This window comes from Streptomyces sp. NPDC085866 (genome assembly GCF_044541035.1).
In the GTDB taxonomy this organism is placed as follows: Bacteria; Actinomycetota; Actinomycetes; order Streptomycetales; family Streptomycetaceae; genus Streptomyces.
Genome location: NZ_JBITSQ010000022.1, coordinates 113,373 through 128,767 on the forward strand (window position 1 = coordinate 113,373; position 15,395 = coordinate 128,767).

A 15,395-nucleotide genomic window follows, 5' to 3' on the forward strand; every position below is an offset into this window, starting at 1 on the left:
TGGGGCGAGCCCCGCTCACAACCATCGAGGGGTGGGGGAACCGTCCGGGTCCAGCCCGTACGGCCACCGCCTTGCATCGCAGCGAACGCCGGCGTCGGCGGCCTGCCGGTAGAGGGTTTCAGCGCTCTGGGTGTCTCCGGCCTGTTCCCGCATGTGTGCTAGGTCGGCCAGGGCTTCCGGGTAGCCGGCGTCGGCGGCCTGCCGGTAGAGGGTTTCAGCGCTCTGGGTGTCTCCGGCCTGTTCCCGCATGTGCGCCAGGTCGGCCAGGGCTTCCGGGTAGCCGACGTCAGCGGCCTGCCGGGCCAGCTTCTCGGCGCTCTTCGGGTCTCCGGCCTGTTCCCGCATGTGCGCCAGGTCGAACAGGGCATCTGGGTAGCAGGAGTCGGCGGCCTGCCGGGCCAGGTCTTCGGCGCTCTGGGGGTTTCCGGCCTGTTCCCGCATCCGCGTCAGATCACAGAAGGCACCCATGTCCCCAGTGGCGGCGGCCTGCCAGGCCAGGGCTTCGGCGGCCTCCGGATCCCCGGTCAGTTCCCGGAGCCGTGCCAGGTCGGCCAGGGTTTCGGCGCCGTTTGGGTCTGCAGGCTGCTCCCGCATCCGAGCTAAGCCACTAAGGGCACGGGCGTCGCCGGCGTCGGCGGCCTGCCGGTAGAGGGTTTCGGCGCTCTTCGGGTCTCCGGCCTGCTCTCGCATCAGCGCCAGGTAGGTCAGGGCTCTCGGGTGACCGGCGTCGGCGGCATATCGGGCCAGGGTTTCGGCGCCCTCCCGATTCCCGGCCTGTTCCCGCGTTTGTGCCAGGTAGGTCAGGGCTTCCGGGTGACCGGCGTCGGCGGCATATCGGGCCAGGGTTTCGGCGCCCTCATGGTCCCCGATGGTGTTCCGTACTGCCGCAATCCCCAGCAGGGCATCCGGGTTGTGGGGTGCGAGCTTGCACCAGAGGTGGTGGGCCCACTGCAGGCGCTGCCGGTCGTCGGCGGCGCGGGCTAGCCTGGTGAGTTCGTCAGGGTCGGTGAGATGGGCGTGGGCTGCGTGCCAGAAGGAGGCGGGCGGGCAGAACCTTTGGCGTGTCATGCGGCCGTGTTGTTCGAGGTAGTCCGCGAGGCGGAAGACCGGTCCTGACACCGCGGCGGGCGTCCTGGTCGGTGCCGGAGTGCCCGGGGGGTGTCGCGAGGGGCGGGTCGTGGCGCGGCGTAGGGGGGCTTGTCTGCCGTGGACGGGGCGGGCGAGGGCAGCGAAGGCTGCTTCGGCCCAGTCTTCGGTGAGGTGGTCGTAGTCGTCGTCAGTGAGGTAGTCGGTGGCGGCGTCGATGAGGAAGGCCTGGGGGAGGTGAAGTCCGACACCGAGGCGGCGGGCGTCCATCGCGGCCTCAAGCAGGGCTCTGACGGGTGGGGTGCCCTGCTCGTAGCGGCGCACGAGTTCCGGTGCACCGGCGAGGTCCTGGGTGATGCGTCCATGAGATCGGGCGCGGGAGAGGGCGCCCGCCATGATCGGGTCGCCGTCCCGCGCCAGGACGGAGGCGGCCTGAAGCGCCTCCTCGTCGAAAACGTCGGGGACGGTGACGGTGCGCCCGGTCAGAAACTCGCGGACCTGGCTGTGCGGGTCAGACCCCCCGGGGGCGGCCAGGCGCGTGTAGGCGTCGGCGTACTCGGGCCACAAGGTGCCCAGGACGAGGACCGGCCCGCGGTCGGTGTGGGTGAGCAGAGTGCGCAGTGCGGCCGCGATGCGCTCGCCGGCCTGGGGGTGGCCGAGGTAGTGCTGGGCCTCGTTGAGCCACACCACCGTGCGGGACCCCACCCGGTCGAGGTCGGCGAGCGCGGCCTCGGCCCGGGTCGGATCGTAGGGGTGCCACAGCCGCCACCCCTGGGCCGCGAGCGGCTGGACGGCCTCCCAGCACGCCCGCGTCTTGCCGGTCGAGGACGATCCGACCAGCATCAGCATCCGACTGCGCCCCTCGGCCGCTTCGCCCACCGTGTCGGCCAGCGCGCGGTCGTGGGCGCGGCGCACGTAGCCGGACAGCGCCCGTTGCTCTCGGGCGCCCGCGCCAGCTGCAGTAATACGGGTTCCGGCGGGATGGACTTCCAAGTCGTGAGGATCCCACTGCTCGATCGGCTTGCCGAGCCCTTCGTCCCGCACACGCACAGGACCGGCCGTCTCGCCTGCCGCGGCCCGGCGCAGCTCCAGCAGCTCCCGCTTCTGCTCGGCCGACAGGCCCAGCTTGCCGGCCAGCGCCGCCACCGTCGCGCCGGACGGAACAGGGCCGCCGGTCTGGAAAGCCGCCTGAACGGTCGTGCGCGACCGTCCCATCCGGGCCGCGAGCTGAACCTTGGTCAGCCCCGCGTGGGATAGGGCGTCGACCAGCCGCTTGCGTAGCTCGGTGAGCGCCGCCTCACGCTCATCGGTTTCCCCGCCCACTTGCGCCCCCGGCCCTACGTGTGTTCAACAGTGTTCATCATTGTCCGGCTGGACCACGGCGCACACCGCTTCCGCGACCTTCGGTCACGTCAACAACCGAACCGCTACGGGGAGATTGCCGTGAACCGCATTGCCATCGTCCTGCTCGCCGCCGCCCTTGTCGTCGTGTTCGCACTTCTCGTCGCAGCAGCGGCAGGCGCACTTGCCCGCATCGACGGTGCTACGTACCCCTCCGTCCTCATGCGCGCTGCCAGCACGTTCGCCGCCGTCCTCACCCTCGCCGCCGCCGTCACCGGAGCCCTCGCCCAGCTCCTTGGGTGAGTCGGCCGGCGTCGTCGCACCATGCGTGGCACTCTCGGCCGGCAGCCGGCAGCCGGCAGCCGGCGTCTGGCGTCTGGCGTAAGGTCTCTGCGCGCCGGGTGTACGGGCAGCGGGCCCGTGAGGCTTTCAATGCTGCAGTGTGCGGGCCCGGATGCTCACATTGATCCGGTGTTGAACAGTGCGTATTCGAGCAGGTCGAGTGAGGCGTCGGACGGCCAGCCGTCGGTGGACGCCGCCTGGTGGGCTGCGGCGTGCATGAACGAGAGGTAGACCTGGTAGCGGTGGGGTGACCAGTCCTGGTCCCTCCAGACCCAGCGGGCGATCGAGCCGTCGGGGTCGTGGCCCGTTTCACGGCCGACCGTTGAGGCCAGGGACCGCATTCGTTGAGCTAGAACACGGTCGAGGATGAGCGGCTTGGGGCCGCTCATCGGCGGCACTGCCTTGCCGGCGAAGTAGAGGAACTTGGTGAAGAACGACGGCCCGAGCCAGGGAGTGCGGCCGCGGAGTGCCGCGTAGGCGGCTGTTGAGCTGTGCTCGCTCAGTGCGGTGACCGCACCGGCCAGCGCCGCTTCCAGGCTGTCGGCGGCCAGGATCCTTCGCAGCGTGGCCGGTCCGCTGCCGCCGGGGGAACCGGCCTTGCCTTTTCCCCACACATAGGTGGCCACGAGGGCCTCTGTGAAGGCTTCGCGCCGCAGTGCGTCCGTGACGATCGATGTCACCTGCGCCCGGCTCACTGCGGCGTCACCGTCGCACGAGGTCGAGGCCAGGGCTGAGGGCCAGGGCGTGATCTGAGCCCACCGGCTGGGCGTGTAGCGGACCGTGTGCGCGCCGGGCGTCTTGTCGGGGAGCCTTGCAGCGTTCTCGCTCCACCACCGGGCCAGCGCCCGCAGAGCCTCATCGGGCAGCAGACGCTTGGCCATCTCCCGGTACACCGCATCCGCCTGGTCCTGTCTGCTCATAGCCCGCCCCCAATCCTGCTCCCACCTGTGCCCCCTGCACTGGCTCGCGCGGGGCAAGGACTAGAAGATACGGCCCCTGCGCTGGGCTGGCGGGCCCTGTCCCGCGGTCCGCGGCGTCCGGGTGTCCAGCGTTCGAAAGCGCCGGCTCTGTTCGACGGACGTCTGTATCGCCGCTGCGAAAATCTGTCTCGAAATCGCTGTGCCGATCCACTTTCCAGTCGTGTATTACTGGGCATCAATAGTGCTGTAGCTAAGTACAGCACTTGAGTTGAGGAGGGGGAGCACGTTGGTCTACGACATTCGCCCGCTCGCGAACGGGCTGCGGACGGACCACCCGGTTCCGGGTCTGCCGTTCGTCGACGACTCGCACCTGCCGCTCGACGACGGCCCCGAAGCCATCGAGGCGGTCGGCCGCAACAGGGGCGAAGGCATGTGGGGCCGCTGCGACACCTCCCACGAGGGAGGCTGGCTGGCCTTCACCACCGACCCCATCGCCCACCACCTGGGCTGGGCCGTGCGCCACCACCCCGAGCACGGCCGCACCGTCCTCCTCCTCCGCGACGAGGACACCGCAAGCTTGCACACCTACTGGTCCGGCGCGCCGCTCATGTTCCGGGCCGGCGGCTACTGGTGGGACGGTGACACCTGGTACCGGCCCGGCCAGATCTGGGACCCGGTCACCGAGGACTACGCACGCCACACGGCACGCGCCACCGCCACCGTCCACGCCGCCGACCTCCTCGACGGTCACGCCCACCCCGACCGCGCCCACCTGCACAAGGTCGCCACCTTCGATCCGGCCACCGACAAGCCGGAGAACTGGATCGACGACCTGACCCGGTGGGCGCAGCGCCACCAGAAGCAGGACGACCCCCTGCCGCTGGAGCGGTGCGTCGTCGACCTGGCCAGTCCCGAACTCGCCGGGGACCGGCTGCTCGGCGTGCCCGAGATGGCCGCACTGGGCGGCATCACGGCCTCCACCCTGCGCGGCTACATCTCCCGCGGCGAGAACGACGTCCCCCTGCCCCAGGCGACCGTCGGCGGCCGCGCCCAGTGGTCCCGCCCGGTCGCCGAAGACTGGGCCGAAGCCCGCCGCCGCTCCTCCGAGGGGCTGAAGGAGGCCATGTCGGCCGGCGACCGCCACCGTCTCGCCCCGGGGGCCGCCCAGATCCGCGACCGGCTCAGCGAGACCTTCTTCCGCCTGCTGTGGAAGCGCCCCGACACCCGCAAGCGCTGGGCTCTGCGTCACCGCAACGAGCCGAGCGTGCGGGAGGTCGCCGACCAGCTCGCCTTCGAAGTCGCCGACAGCCTCCGGCAGATCATCCCCACCGACGCCCTCGGACCGACCATCCGCCACGCCGTCCTGGAGGACTTCGCCACCTCGCTGGGCACCGCCAAACGCCGGGGCGGTGAGCTGAAGGGCTTCGACCTCATCCTGTCGCTGCCCCTGGCGAAGATGATTAGCTGGTTCATCCAGCACTTCCCGACCTCGGCCCAGTGGTACCTCGGCGAGGTCATGAGCGAGGCGGACAAGCAGCTCGGCATCCCCGCTCAGGTGTCCGGCGAAGCGCTTCGGCGGTCCGCGATCACGAACGGGGACCTCGACACACAGGCAGCGAAGGAGTTCTTCTCCCGCCTCGTGCCGAGGGAGAGCTGAGACCACCAGCGGACGCCGGGACCGGTGCGCAAGCCAGCACAGCGGCTCCGCCTCGAGGCGGCCCTGCTCGGCCCCCCCCCGGGGGGCCTACCTGAGTCGCGTGGCGCACGGCACCATGGCTGTCCATGAGGGATCAGCGAGCTGAGGAATTTGCCCGGTGCGCCGTTGTGCTGGCCGCGGAGTTGCGCGAGACACGGCGAGACGATGCGGTCCCCGCCGATCCTGAGGAAGCTGATCCTTTCGCCGCTCCGGCCCCGACAGGTGATGACCCCTTCGCTCCGCTTATGGCGGGCCGGGAGGGCGTCTTCGACCAGGCGCTGTCCAACGGGCTGGCTGCGATCGTCGCTTCCGAGTGGCCGGGGAAGGAGGTGGACCGCAAGGGACGGGTCCTGTCGGCCAGCGCGCTGCTCAAGGTGATCGAAGAGCGCATCCCAGCCACGGACGGCATCGTCTGCGTGCCTGACGAGCATCCGATGCCGGACATCCCCCAGGGCGACACGAACTCGCTGTTCCAGGCGGGGCCTTGTTTGTCGTCACACACCCGGATCGATGTGCGCACCCTCCAGAACGGGATCGAAGCCAGTCAAGCGGCCCGCCACGGCCGCGGCGCCGGAGCTCTGCAGCATCGCCACGTCGAGGCCCTGCTGGCCCTCGACGGCCACCCAAGCCTCGGCGTCATGGGGGAGGAGCAGCAGGACCGGATCCAGCGGATCGCGCAGGCAGAGGACGTGGCCTCCCAGAAACGAGCCGGCGAGTGCCTCGAACGCATCGGGGAGGAAGAAGCCACCCGACGCGCCGAGAACGTGGCCAACCCCAACGCCTACCACCCGAAGCACAACCCGGACGGACACGACCTCGACACCTGCCCCGTCTGCGGGCACGAAACGTTCTGCGTGGAGGGCCTCGACCCGATCTTCGGCCAAGTCGCTTACGGCCAGTGCCTGGTGTGCACCTACGCGCGCACTCCGGGCGCCGCAGAGGACGAGGCATTCACCGAACACCTCCGTTCGATCATGGACGACGAGTGATGCCTTCTGGCACCCAGAGCCGGGGCCTCGGGCGGCCAACCCCGTCACCCTCCCTTCCGCGCCTCGGCGCGCGCGGCGGCCTTTGAGGGCGGGCAGGGATGGTTCGAGCCGGGTGAGCGGCCGGGGCAGGACGGGCGAGCGCGACGGCGAGGCGGGTGTCGGTGCGGGCCCGCACCCAGACGGCGCGCAGATCGAATGCGGGGTCTAGCGTGGCCCGGGTGCGTAGGGGGCGTGCCCGAGGCACCCTCTCAGGGGTCACCGCCTCCGAGGGCACGGTGCCAGTGTGGTGCGACCGCGCCGGCACGGTTCAGGCGCTCGACGGCTCCGGGAGGGCATCGGATATCTGCAGTTCAGCCCGGTGTGTCAGCAGCGCGTGCTATCTGCTGTTGCGACGGATTCACCGCGCTGCGCGCCAGATTCCCGGGGGGGCACGAGCCCGTGCCGTTCACCGCGCTGCACCCTGATGCCGGCCGACTGGATGCCACCCAGCCTGATCTCGGGTGCGCGATGAGCTGGGCCCAGGTCTACAAGGTGCGGCCCCGCGTTCCCCTGGCCTGCCCCGGATGCGGGTGGGCCGTGCATGCCAAGCACTCCCCGCAAGGGGTGCGGTTCTTCTGCCACGACCCGGGCCGCGACGGCACCTGCGAACTGGGCGGCGAATCGTGGGAACACCACATGCTCAAGCTCGAGCTGGCCTCGGCGGTCCGCAGCGCCGGATGGCACGCCGCCCTCGAGGTGGCGGGAGGTGACGGCGCATGGCGCGCGGACGTGATGGCGTCCTCCCCCGACGGCAGCAGGCGCATCGCCTGGGAAGCGCAGCTCTCACCGATCACCGACCGGGACATCCTGGCCCACACCGCCCGCTACGCAGCCGATGGCATCGGCGTGTGCTGGGTGTCCCCGGGCCCCCAGGCACCCTCGTGGATCGACGTGGTCCCGGCCGTACAGGTCAGCGCCCCCGACCAGCACGGGCAGTGTTGGAGGGTGGTCGACGGACTGGGAGGATTCGACGCCGCCGCCGGGACCTGGGTGTTCAAACCGCAGGACCTGGGGCGGTTCGTGAGATGGGTGCTGTCCGGCAGCGTCACCCCCGTCGCCAGCCTGCCGCACTACACGTCCGCACCACGGGGCTCCGGCGGCCACTACGTGCAGCGTCACCTGTGGTGGACCTCCGCCCAGTCCGAGCGCGCGCAAAGCGAGCACGACCGCAGACGCCAGGAGCAGGCCGAACGAGCCGACAGAGCCCGCCGGGAGGCCGCGGACCGCCGCGCCGCACGCCAGCAGCAAGAATTCCAGCGCATGCAGCAACTGAAGCGGCGCCGACAGAGTCAGCTCGTGCCGACTCCCGAAGACGAAGAGATCCTCCGCGCCCAGGCACAGGAGCAGCGGCGCTTGGAGCAGGCATGGCGGCGGCAGCGCGAGCAGGAGGCCGCGAAGCTACAGGAGCTGGCTGGTCGGGCGGTGGAGGTGGCACGGGCGTGGTGGCAGGACGTGCCAACACGGCAGCGTGCCGAGCTGTTCGCTGCGGTCGCCGAACGGGCCTGGGACGACGAAGAGGTACGGGTGGAGATCCCCGAGAGGCCGCAGGTGTCCGAGAGCTTCGCATACGGCATTCCGCTCTTCACGACGGGGCGGCTGCGCGCCCTGTACGGGATCGTGCGTCCGTGCCCCGAACTCGTCTGCCTCTCCCCGCAGCTGGAGTTCCAGCACCTCGTGGTGCGTGATGAGCAGGAAGCCCGTCAGCTGGCTGGAGTGATGTCGCCGCGGGCCCGGATCACGAACCTCTGCCTCTCCAGGGACGCGTAGACAGGTGCGATGCCCGGTCCGGCGCGGCCGGACGGTGGGACGGGTGCGGCCGTCATGCGCGCGGCCGGCGCAAGTTCTCCTGCGACGACAGCAGGCCGAGCACGGCGTGTTCAGCGTGGTGGCTGCGCCACCGCTCGGCGAGGGCGCGGTCGGTGAACGTGCCGATGCCCTGGTCTGCGGAGGAGTTCAGCGCGATCGCGTCCCAGCCGCCGACCGCCGCGGCGAAGGTGGCGGCGATCTCGGCGAAGGTCGGTCCGCGGAAGTAGCTGACGTGGGTGTCGCCGTAGTCGAGCGGTGCGCCGGACTGGTCCGACACGAGGGAGCCCGCCGCCACCCGGGCGGTGAAATAGGCGCTCACCTGGTCCTCGACCTCGGCGCACATCGCGCTGGAGACCTGTTGGCGGTAGGTGGGCGGCTTCAGGCACGCCAGGTAGGAGAAGTCGATGCGGGTGCCGTCCGTGCGGACGACCGCGAAGCCCGGATGGGGGCCACGCAAGGGCGGGGCGATGACGAAGGAGTCCACACCCGAACCGATCTTGTCCGGGGCTTCTTCGTGCAGGTCGAGAAGGTCCAGCAGGAGCAGGTGATCTGCCGGCCGGTCCACCGTGCTTCCCACCTCGTACCCGTAGAGCACCGCACGGACGGCGTCCCCGGCCGCCTGCTTCGTGGGGTACCGGCGATGACCGATCCGGAATTCCGGCATGTCTCAACTCCTGTGCCACCAATAGCCGTTGCGAGGCGCCCGCTGAGAGCCGGGGGGGCTCGTGCACGAGTATCCCTCAGATAACCCAGCGTTTCTGCCGAGTTGCCGGATACATCCCTGGAAGTCGGGCTGCGGCGCCGCTACCCCCGTGTGCCGCTACCCCCGTGTACCGGCCTGCAGACCTGACCTCTGCCGGGGACAGGTGCGGACACCTCGCAAACCGGCCCCCACGGGATGTGCGCGGCGCGCCGCCGGGCAGCGCCGCGCGCCTCCCCGCCCGTGCCAGTGCGCGGCAGGTGTCGTCCGTCGGTTGTACCGGGCGCGCACACTCGCTTCCCACCGCCGCAGCCCGCACCGCAGTCCGCCATACCCTCGATTGCCTGCCGCGCCTGGTGCCCTGACATCCACAGCGAGACGACACCGATCTACAAGGCCGGTTTCTGGTGCCGGGCGAGGAGTTCGGTGAAGAAGTCTTGCACCAGCTGTTCGGCGTGGGGCTGGGTGAGTTCCCAGCCGCCGAAGCGGTAGATCTCGTATCCGGCCAGCCGCAGCCGGCGGTCCTCGGCGACCATCTCCGCGTACAGCCGCGGCACGGCGGTGTGCGTGATCCGCCCCTTGTCGTCGGGCGGGTTGGGGCGGCCGTAGTGCTGGACGCCGTCGACCTCGATGACGATGCGGGAGCGGTCCGGGGCCAGGAGCAGAAAGTCCATGCGCTGGCGGGGCAGCGCGCCGGACTGCTTGCCACTGCGGCGGGTGTAGGGGTCGTAGTGGAGGTAGACCTGCGGGATCAGCGCGGGCAGGTCGAAGCCGCCGTCCTCGGCGTAGCGGGCGCAGTACGTGCGCATCACCAGCTGCTCGGGCACGGAGTCCAGCGACCGGTACAGACGCCGATACAGACCGCTCGCGGCGGTCTTCTCATCGGTGTCCGGCTGGTGGTTCTTCTTCCACCAGGCGACCATCTGCCGCCAGGTAAGGCCCTGTGGCGGCAGCGGATCGGTGAACACCAGGCACGTGTGCGCGTTGCGGACGATCTCCACGTCGTTCTTCACCGCGTCCCGCAGCACCATCTCGGGCTTCTCACCGTCGGCGGCGAAGATCAGGTTCTTGAAGCTGCCGGCCGGACCGTTGCGGAACCGGCTCTCGTACTCCAGCTCCTGCAGTTCCTCCAGCGCGTCCCTGGTTGGGCCGAGGATCTCCTCCACGCAGTCCCGGCGGGCTTTCCAACTGCCGCTCATATCGTGGTCGCGCCAGTACGAACCGAAACCGCGCGGGCCGTCGAACGCCCGGAACGGCCACACCGGCGGCTTGAGAGCGAGACGCTCGATCACGGCGCGGTGGGCCTTGATGACGACAGGTACGGTGTCGTTGTTCAGGCGCCTGTCCCGGCCGTCGGTCCCGTAGGAGACGAAGTCGTTGTACAGCAGCCGGGTCAGCGCGATCGCCACGTCGAGGTCGGTGTGAGCGTCCGGAGGCCCGAACCGCAGCGACTCCATCAGCCCGACGTCGAGCACCCACGATTCGGCCCAACCGTCACCGCTGCTGAAGAACGCCCCGAGCTCCACGCTCCACCCCCGTCTGTGATTCCTCCCAGACATCGTCGACCGCAGCCCGCACGGCCACCAGAGGGCGCAGGGTGCCGTCCCTCCAGGCGTAGCGCGGATACCGGCTCAGCGCTGCGCCGTGCTCAACCCGGCTACGCCGGGCGTCGGGAGAAAACATCTGGCACGTGGCGAGTGTCTCGTCGCGCCCCTCGACGGGCATCTCAGCCACGGCCGGCCGAGTCAGCCGCGGACCGCTCCTCCTACGCCCCACTCGGGCCGCAAGCTCACCGGCGCGCAGGCCGAGGCCTGGCGGATCCCCCTGTCCACGCGGCCACCTTGCCCGGCTACCTCCACCTGCGCCCCGGCTGGGCCCGTAACTCGGTGTCAGGCTGGGCGGTCAGGTTGTTGTGGTGCAGAACTGCTGGGCGCCGCGCAGTGTGGTGCGGAGTTTCCGCTGAGTGGCTCGGCTGTCGAGGCGTACGTCGAGGGCGCCGGGAAGGGCGCTGTGGGCCCGCAAGCCCGCGGGCAGCCGGGAGGCGTCCAGGCCGTCACGCCCGGCGATGAGGACGCCGAGTTCATGACGGCTCACGGGGTCGGGCCCAGCGAGATGGTGGACGCCGGCCGCGTCGCCGTACGCCAGTTCCAGAAGGGCGGCGGCCAGGTCGGCGACGTGGACGGGGCAGCGGATGTCGTCGGTGAACAGGACGCCCTCGCGGGTGCCGGCGGCCAGTTCGTGCACGAGGCGCTCATGCACGGAACCGCCGTCGCCGATGATCAGCGACGTGCGGGCGACGACGGCCCGCGGATGCACGAGGAGGATGGCGGTCTCCGCTGCCGCCTTCGCCGCTCCGTACGGGGTGATGGGGTCGGGCAGGCACGACTCGTCGTAGTGGACTTGGGCGCCGGAGAACACCGCGTCGCTGGACACGTGGACCAGGCGGCTTCCGTACTTCGCCGCCGCCATCGCCAGCCGGACGGGCCCCTGCGCGGTCACCGCCCAGTCGGCGTTGCCGCTCGATGCGTTGATGACGAGACCCGCGCCGACTTCGGCTATGACGGCGTCCACGCGTTCGGGATCCCGCAGGTCGAGTGGGTACCAAGCGGCGAGGGGAGCGGTGCCGGGCCTGGTTGCGTAGGTCGCGGCCGTTGCGTGCCCGGCCATGACGGACTGCCGGATCAACTCGGTGCCCAGGAAGCCGCTTCCGCCGATGACCAAGACCGTCATGGCACGACACGGTAGACCGCCCCGGCCGGTGTCGGACACGGCACCACACAGGGGCGGGCGGGAGACGAGACGCGAGAATGCCGACTGTGGACCTGCGGTCAGGAGCAATCCGCGTCGGAGCGCTGGCGCCCTTCGGAGCACCGCGTCCGCGCGGACCGGACCGCTCCGCAGCAGTACCGGAAAGACTGTGACCCACGTCACCCTCCATCGCGGACGGCTCCCGGGTCACCCCGGGACCGTCGATTGCCCCGACCCGCTGACCAGCAACTCTATAGATAACTCTCTAGAAAATGAGGACCTCTAATAGGCGCCCCACGGCCCGGGGTCCCTGGAAAATTACCAAGGATTGTTGGAGCGAGACCGCCCGCGAGGTCGCCGAGTGAACAACTCGACTGCGTGACTGCGGTAATGTGATCCTTCCCTGACGGATCACCGCCGATTGGCGGTCCGGATACCAGAAGGGAGGTATGACGCATGTCCGAGCCTGCTCCCCAGGGCAGGCCGGCGAGGACCAAGCTGCTTCGCCGCAAGCTGTGGGCCACCGGCCGCAGCCTGCGGCCCGTGGTCACTGTCCTGCAGGCCGTCTACTACGCAGTGCGCGTGGTGGACGAACTGATGGACTGAGCTGCGGAGAAGTGGGGAGGGCCCACCCCGCGCCAACGGGACGGGCCCTCAGTCCACGTCGTGCCGCGTGGGCCTCGTGCACGTTTTCCAGGGTACGAGGCCCACACCCATGTGTGGACTGCTAACCGATACGTTAGCACGTCTCCAAAACGAATTGGCGACCAAAGCTGACTCCCCGATTCTGCGGCCCGCAGTCATTGATTTACCCGATGATGCAAAACCGATCCGGCTGCATGTTGACTCGGCAATCCAAATCAGCATGAGTCGGCGATTTGCCGCGCGCCTGCCGCCGCGAAATCATTGCCGGGCAATCATCATTAGGCAGACACCTTTACGACAACTGTCGCCCCGCAACCATTGCGCGCGCTGCCGGCCACTTCGCTGCACCCGGTGGTGCCCGACGTATCGCCTGCTCAGACGCAGGCGGGTCGCGGGACTGGTACCGCAAGCCCCGGGACGCCCCCTCGACGGGACACCTGCCGCAGGCGCGCCAAGCACCTCCATGAGATGACCGTCAACTGGCCATGTCTGACTGGTGGGGAAGCGCCCCCCGTCGTATGAACTACGCTCCTGAGCGTCCATCGGTACCATGTGTCGGCGGACCCGAAAACGCCTCACGAGTCGTTTTCCGCGGCAGCAACGGCCACTGGTTCCCACAATTTCGTGCTGCCCGAAAATGCGTCGCACCCCCTCTGACCTGCACAGACGCGCAACACCTGTTGCCCTAGAGTGGAGCGGCGGTACACAAGTCGCAGCGCGTCACCGGTACGGTGACAGACGGAGGACGAACGCACCGGCAGGGATGGGGGAGGCAGCCCGCCCGGGCAACGCCCAGCGCTCGAACGGCCGTCCAGTCGCCGGTACCCGAGCACAGCGCCACCACTCTGAAGCCGACGCCAGCTGACTTCACGTACAAGCGGCGGTGGCCACGCAGGTGATCACGGCAGCACCTCGTGGTCTCCTGCCCGGCGCCCGGCGCGGCGCCCTGCACCCGAAGCCGGCCGCCGCGCTGCGGACCCTCCCCAGCGGGAGGAACCACCCGCCCGCATCACCAGTCTTGCTGCACCCATCCACGAAAAGGCACGCAGCCGCCATCACCGAAACTGCGGCAAGGTCAGGTCATCCGGCCTGCACCCACGCCCCTTCACCAGGGTCGTGGTCTGCGCCGCCGTTCGCCGCCTGCAGGCGACCGTTGGGCAGCTCCTCCATGGAGCGCATCCACCTCTCCCCGAAGCCGACGGCCCCCCTCTCGTCGCCGGGGATGCTGAAGATGTCCGGGTTCTCGGCGAACTGGCCCATGAGGATCTGGTACAGCCCGTCGAAGAGCGGCTCGAGGAAGACCGCCAGGGACTCGGCGAACCGCATGGGGGAGGGGGCGATGGCAATGACGTGGTCCAGGAACGGGAACATGCCCCACTCGTCGATCCGCTCCCGCAGCGCGGCCTGCGCGGGGGTGTCCGGCAGGAGCAGCCCGTGCAGCACGTACAGCGCGTAGAACATACGCATCCCGACCAGCACCTCTCGTGCGCGCAGCAGCTCCTCGTCACTCGCCCGCTGCACCTGGGCCACGATGTCCGCGTTCTGCTGGAACAGTCCCCAGTCCACCTCGGGCCCCTCGCCGCGCTCTGCGGCACCCAGCATCTGCGCCCAGCCCTCGGCCGTCAGCCCGAACATGCCGAAGGCGGCGAACGCCTCGGCCAGCGCGTCCGCCCCGACCTCCTGCGCGCCCAGGCCGATCGCGGCGGCCACGTGCACCATGCTCCTGCCATCCGGCCCCCCGGCCTCGACCGGCACGTCCCCACCGGCTTCGAGCGCCGCACGCACCAGCGCGGGGTTAGCCCGCCCGCGGTACGGCCCCATGAGCCGCCCGGCCGCCGCGTACAGCGCGTCCTGCCCTTCCTCGCCGGCCCCGGCCGCGCTACGCGCGAACTCCACCAACCTCTGCGACGCCGAACGTTGCAGCGCCCACACCAGGGCCTCGCGCACGGCGGCCACCGGCGGCTCCGGCACCCGGGCCGTCCCCGGCGCCGCCGACGGCGTCCCGGCCTCGGCGAACCACGCCAGCACGGCCAGCCGCCGGTCCCGCCCCTGCCGAAGATGCCGGGCCAGCGCCGCCGCACTCTCCACCACCAGCGGATCGACCGCGTCCACCACCGACCCCCGGCCGCGCCCCAGTCCCCGCCGTCGATGACGCGGCAACAAGCCCACCCGCCGCCAGCTCTCCAGCTGGCTTGGCGTCACCACCACCTCCCGCGCGGCAAGTTCACGCACCACCTGCAGATCAGCCGGACTCGGCGCCCCTCGTGCCATGCCCACCATTACAACCCCGAGAAGCGCAATTTTCTGCCCTCTCGCGACTCTGGCTCACTGGTCCCAGCACCACAGCCCACGCCGCTGAAGCCGGCCCGAACGAAGGACACCCCGCGTTGCCGAAGAAGAACCGCAGGCCCTCCACCACCCCGCCCCACGACCACGGTGCGCCCGCCCCCGCCTCGTGGCGGCGCCTCGTCTCCGCAGCGCTCCTCGCCGGAGCCGTCCGTCACCTCGGGGCCCTTCTGGCCGGCCTCGCAGTGACCTGGTGGCAGCACGACTGACACCCCCCAACCCGCCTGGCACCCCCTGAGGTGATGTCAGGCGGGTGCGGCCGCACAGAGGTTGAGTTACTCACCGTGCTCACACTCCGACACACCACAGACCCGGCCGCCCCGATCGCCCCCTCAAGGGGGCACACACCCAAACCACGGATTCACCCAAAGTTCTGAGGCGAAGGAAACAATCAGTCGACCACCCCAGGCGCACACTTGTAGCCAGCCGCCCGCGCATGCGGGCCAGGTCCGGGAGCGCAGCGGACGGACCCTCAAGACTCCTTCCAGGAGCGCAGCGACGAAGGAGCCGCCGTCTCGAAGCGGAGAGCCGGAAGACCATCACCCCAACCTGCGGATCCAACGAAAATCCTCGGGGAAGGAAACATGGCTCGGAGCGCAGCGCAGAGCCAACTCGCGCAACGCGCGGAGTCCCACTCCATCACCCGCGCGCAGCGCGGGGCACCACTCCGAACTCCCAAGCGCAGCGCGGAAGTTCCCTTGGAGCCTGCGCAGCAGGCTCTTACCCGCTCCGCGGGG

General features: G+C 70.1%; 12 protein-coding genes. 6 read left to right on the forward strand and 6 right to left on the reverse strand.

Annotation, left to right across the window (positions count from 1 at the left end):
- Window positions 1-15: 15 nt before the first annotated feature.
- Window positions 16-2,409 (reverse strand): hypothetical protein, encoded by a 2,394-nt coding sequence (locus tag ACIF83_RS40430; RefSeq protein ID WP_399734892.1) that lies wholly within the window; start codon window positions 2,407-2,409, stop codon window positions 16-18.
- Between the two features lie 120 nt (window positions 2,410-2,529).
- Between ACIF83_RS40430 and ACIF83_RS40435 the strand changes: the two genes are divergently transcribed.
- Window positions 2,530-2,730, forward strand: coding sequence for a hypothetical protein (locus tag ACIF83_RS40435; RefSeq protein WP_399734895.1), 201 nt, complete (start codon window positions 2,530-2,532; stop codon window positions 2,728-2,730).
- A gap of 155 nt (window positions 2,731-2,885) precedes the next feature.
- On the opposite strand, the gene ACIF83_RS40440 is transcribed toward ACIF83_RS40435, so the two are convergent.
- On the reverse strand, window positions 2,886-3,689 hold the full coding sequence (locus ACIF83_RS40440) for a hypothetical protein (RefSeq protein ID WP_399734898.1): 804 nt from the start codon (window positions 3,687-3,689) through the stop codon (window positions 2,886-2,888).
- 286 nt (window positions 3,690-3,975) lie between these two features.
- Here ACIF83_RS40440 and ACIF83_RS40445 point away from each other — a divergent pair, with 286 nt between their 5' ends.
- The 3 genes from ACIF83_RS40445 to ACIF83_RS40455 all read left to right on the forward strand — a co-directional run bounded on the left by ACIF83_RS40445 (window position 3,976) and on the right by ACIF83_RS40455 (window position 8,180).
- On the forward strand, window positions 3,976-5,346 hold the full coding sequence (locus ACIF83_RS40445; RefSeq protein WP_399734901.1) for a helix-turn-helix transcriptional regulator: 1,371 nt from the start codon (window positions 3,976-3,978) through the stop codon (window positions 5,344-5,346).
- 125 nt (window positions 5,347-5,471) lie between these two features.
- Window positions 5,472-6,374, forward strand: coding sequence for a hypothetical protein (locus tag ACIF83_RS40450; protein ID WP_399734903.1), 903 nt, complete (start codon window positions 5,472-5,474; stop codon window positions 6,372-6,374).
- Window positions 6,375-6,881: 507 nt separating this feature from the next.
- Window positions 6,882-8,180 carry a competence CoiA family protein gene (locus ACIF83_RS40455; protein WP_399734906.1) on the forward strand — a complete coding sequence of 433 codons (1,299 nt, stop codon included), beginning with the start codon at window positions 6,882-6,884 and terminating at the stop codon, window positions 8,178-8,180.
- Window positions 8,181-8,232: 52 nt separating this feature from the next.
- On the opposite strand, the gene ACIF83_RS40460 is transcribed toward ACIF83_RS40455, so the two are convergent.
- The 3 genes from ACIF83_RS40460 to ACIF83_RS40470 form a co-directional block, all read right to left on the reverse strand.
- Window positions 8,233-8,883, reverse strand: a complete 651-nt coding sequence (locus ACIF83_RS40460) for a DUF3223 domain-containing protein (protein ID WP_399734909.1) — start codon at window positions 8,881-8,883, stop codon at window positions 8,233-8,235.
- Window positions 8,884-9,308: 425 nt separating this feature from the next.
- Window positions 9,309-10,445 carry a hypothetical protein gene (locus ACIF83_RS40465; protein ID WP_399734912.1) on the reverse strand — a complete coding sequence of 379 codons (1,137 nt, stop codon included), beginning with the start codon at window positions 10,443-10,445 and terminating at the stop codon, window positions 9,309-9,311.
- Between the two features lie 376 nt (window positions 10,446-10,821).
- Window positions 10,822-11,649, reverse strand: coding sequence for a sugar nucleotide-binding protein (locus tag ACIF83_RS40470; protein ID WP_399734915.1), 828 nt, complete (start codon window positions 11,647-11,649; stop codon window positions 10,822-10,824).
- Between the two features lie 474 nt (window positions 11,650-12,123).
- On the opposite strand from ACIF83_RS40470, the gene ACIF83_RS40475 reads away from it, so the two are divergent.
- On the forward strand, window positions 12,124-12,273 hold the full coding sequence (locus ACIF83_RS40475; RefSeq protein ID WP_399734918.1) for a hypothetical protein: 150 nt from the start codon (window positions 12,124-12,126) through the stop codon (window positions 12,271-12,273).
- A gap of 1,119 nt (window positions 12,274-13,392) precedes the next feature.
- On the opposite strand, the gene ACIF83_RS40480 is transcribed toward ACIF83_RS40475, so the two are convergent.
- A complete protein-coding gene (locus ACIF83_RS40480; RefSeq protein WP_399734921.1) occupies window positions 13,393-14,514 on the reverse strand; it encodes a hypothetical protein in 1,122 nt (373 codons plus the stop codon).
- Window positions 14,515-14,699: 185 nt separating this feature from the next.
- On the opposite strand from ACIF83_RS40480, the gene ACIF83_RS40485 reads away from it, so the two are divergent.
- Window positions 14,700-14,867 (forward strand): hypothetical protein, encoded by a 168-nt coding sequence (locus ACIF83_RS40485; RefSeq protein ID WP_399734923.1) that lies wholly within the window; start codon window positions 14,700-14,702, stop codon window positions 14,865-14,867.
- The last annotated feature ends 528 nt before the right edge of the window (window positions 14,868-15,395 follow it).

Coding starts and splice junctions, on each gene's coding strand:
- ACIF83_RS40440 (WP_399734898.1), bottom strand. CDS start 3,689: ATGAGCAGACAGGACCAGGCGGATGCGGTGTACCGGGAGATGGCCAAG.
- ACIF83_RS40450 (WP_399734903.1), top strand. CDS start 5,472: ATGAGGGATCAGCGAGCTGAGGAATTTGCCCGGTGCGCCGTTGTGCTG.
- ACIF83_RS40455 (WP_399734906.1), top strand. CDS start 6,882: ATGAGCTGGGCCCAGGTCTACAAGGTGCGGCCCCGCGTTCCCCTGGCC.
- ACIF83_RS40460 (WP_399734909.1), bottom strand. CDS start 8,883: ATGCCGGAATTCCGGATCGGTCATCGCCGGTACCCCACGAAGCAGGCG.
- ACIF83_RS40470 (WP_399734915.1), bottom strand. CDS start 11,649: ATGACGGTCTTGGTCATCGGCGGAAGCGGCTTCCTGGGCACCGAGTTG.
- ACIF83_RS40475 (WP_399734918.1), top strand. CDS start 12,124: ATGTCCGAGCCTGCTCCCCAGGGCAGGCCGGCGAGGACCAAGCTGCTT.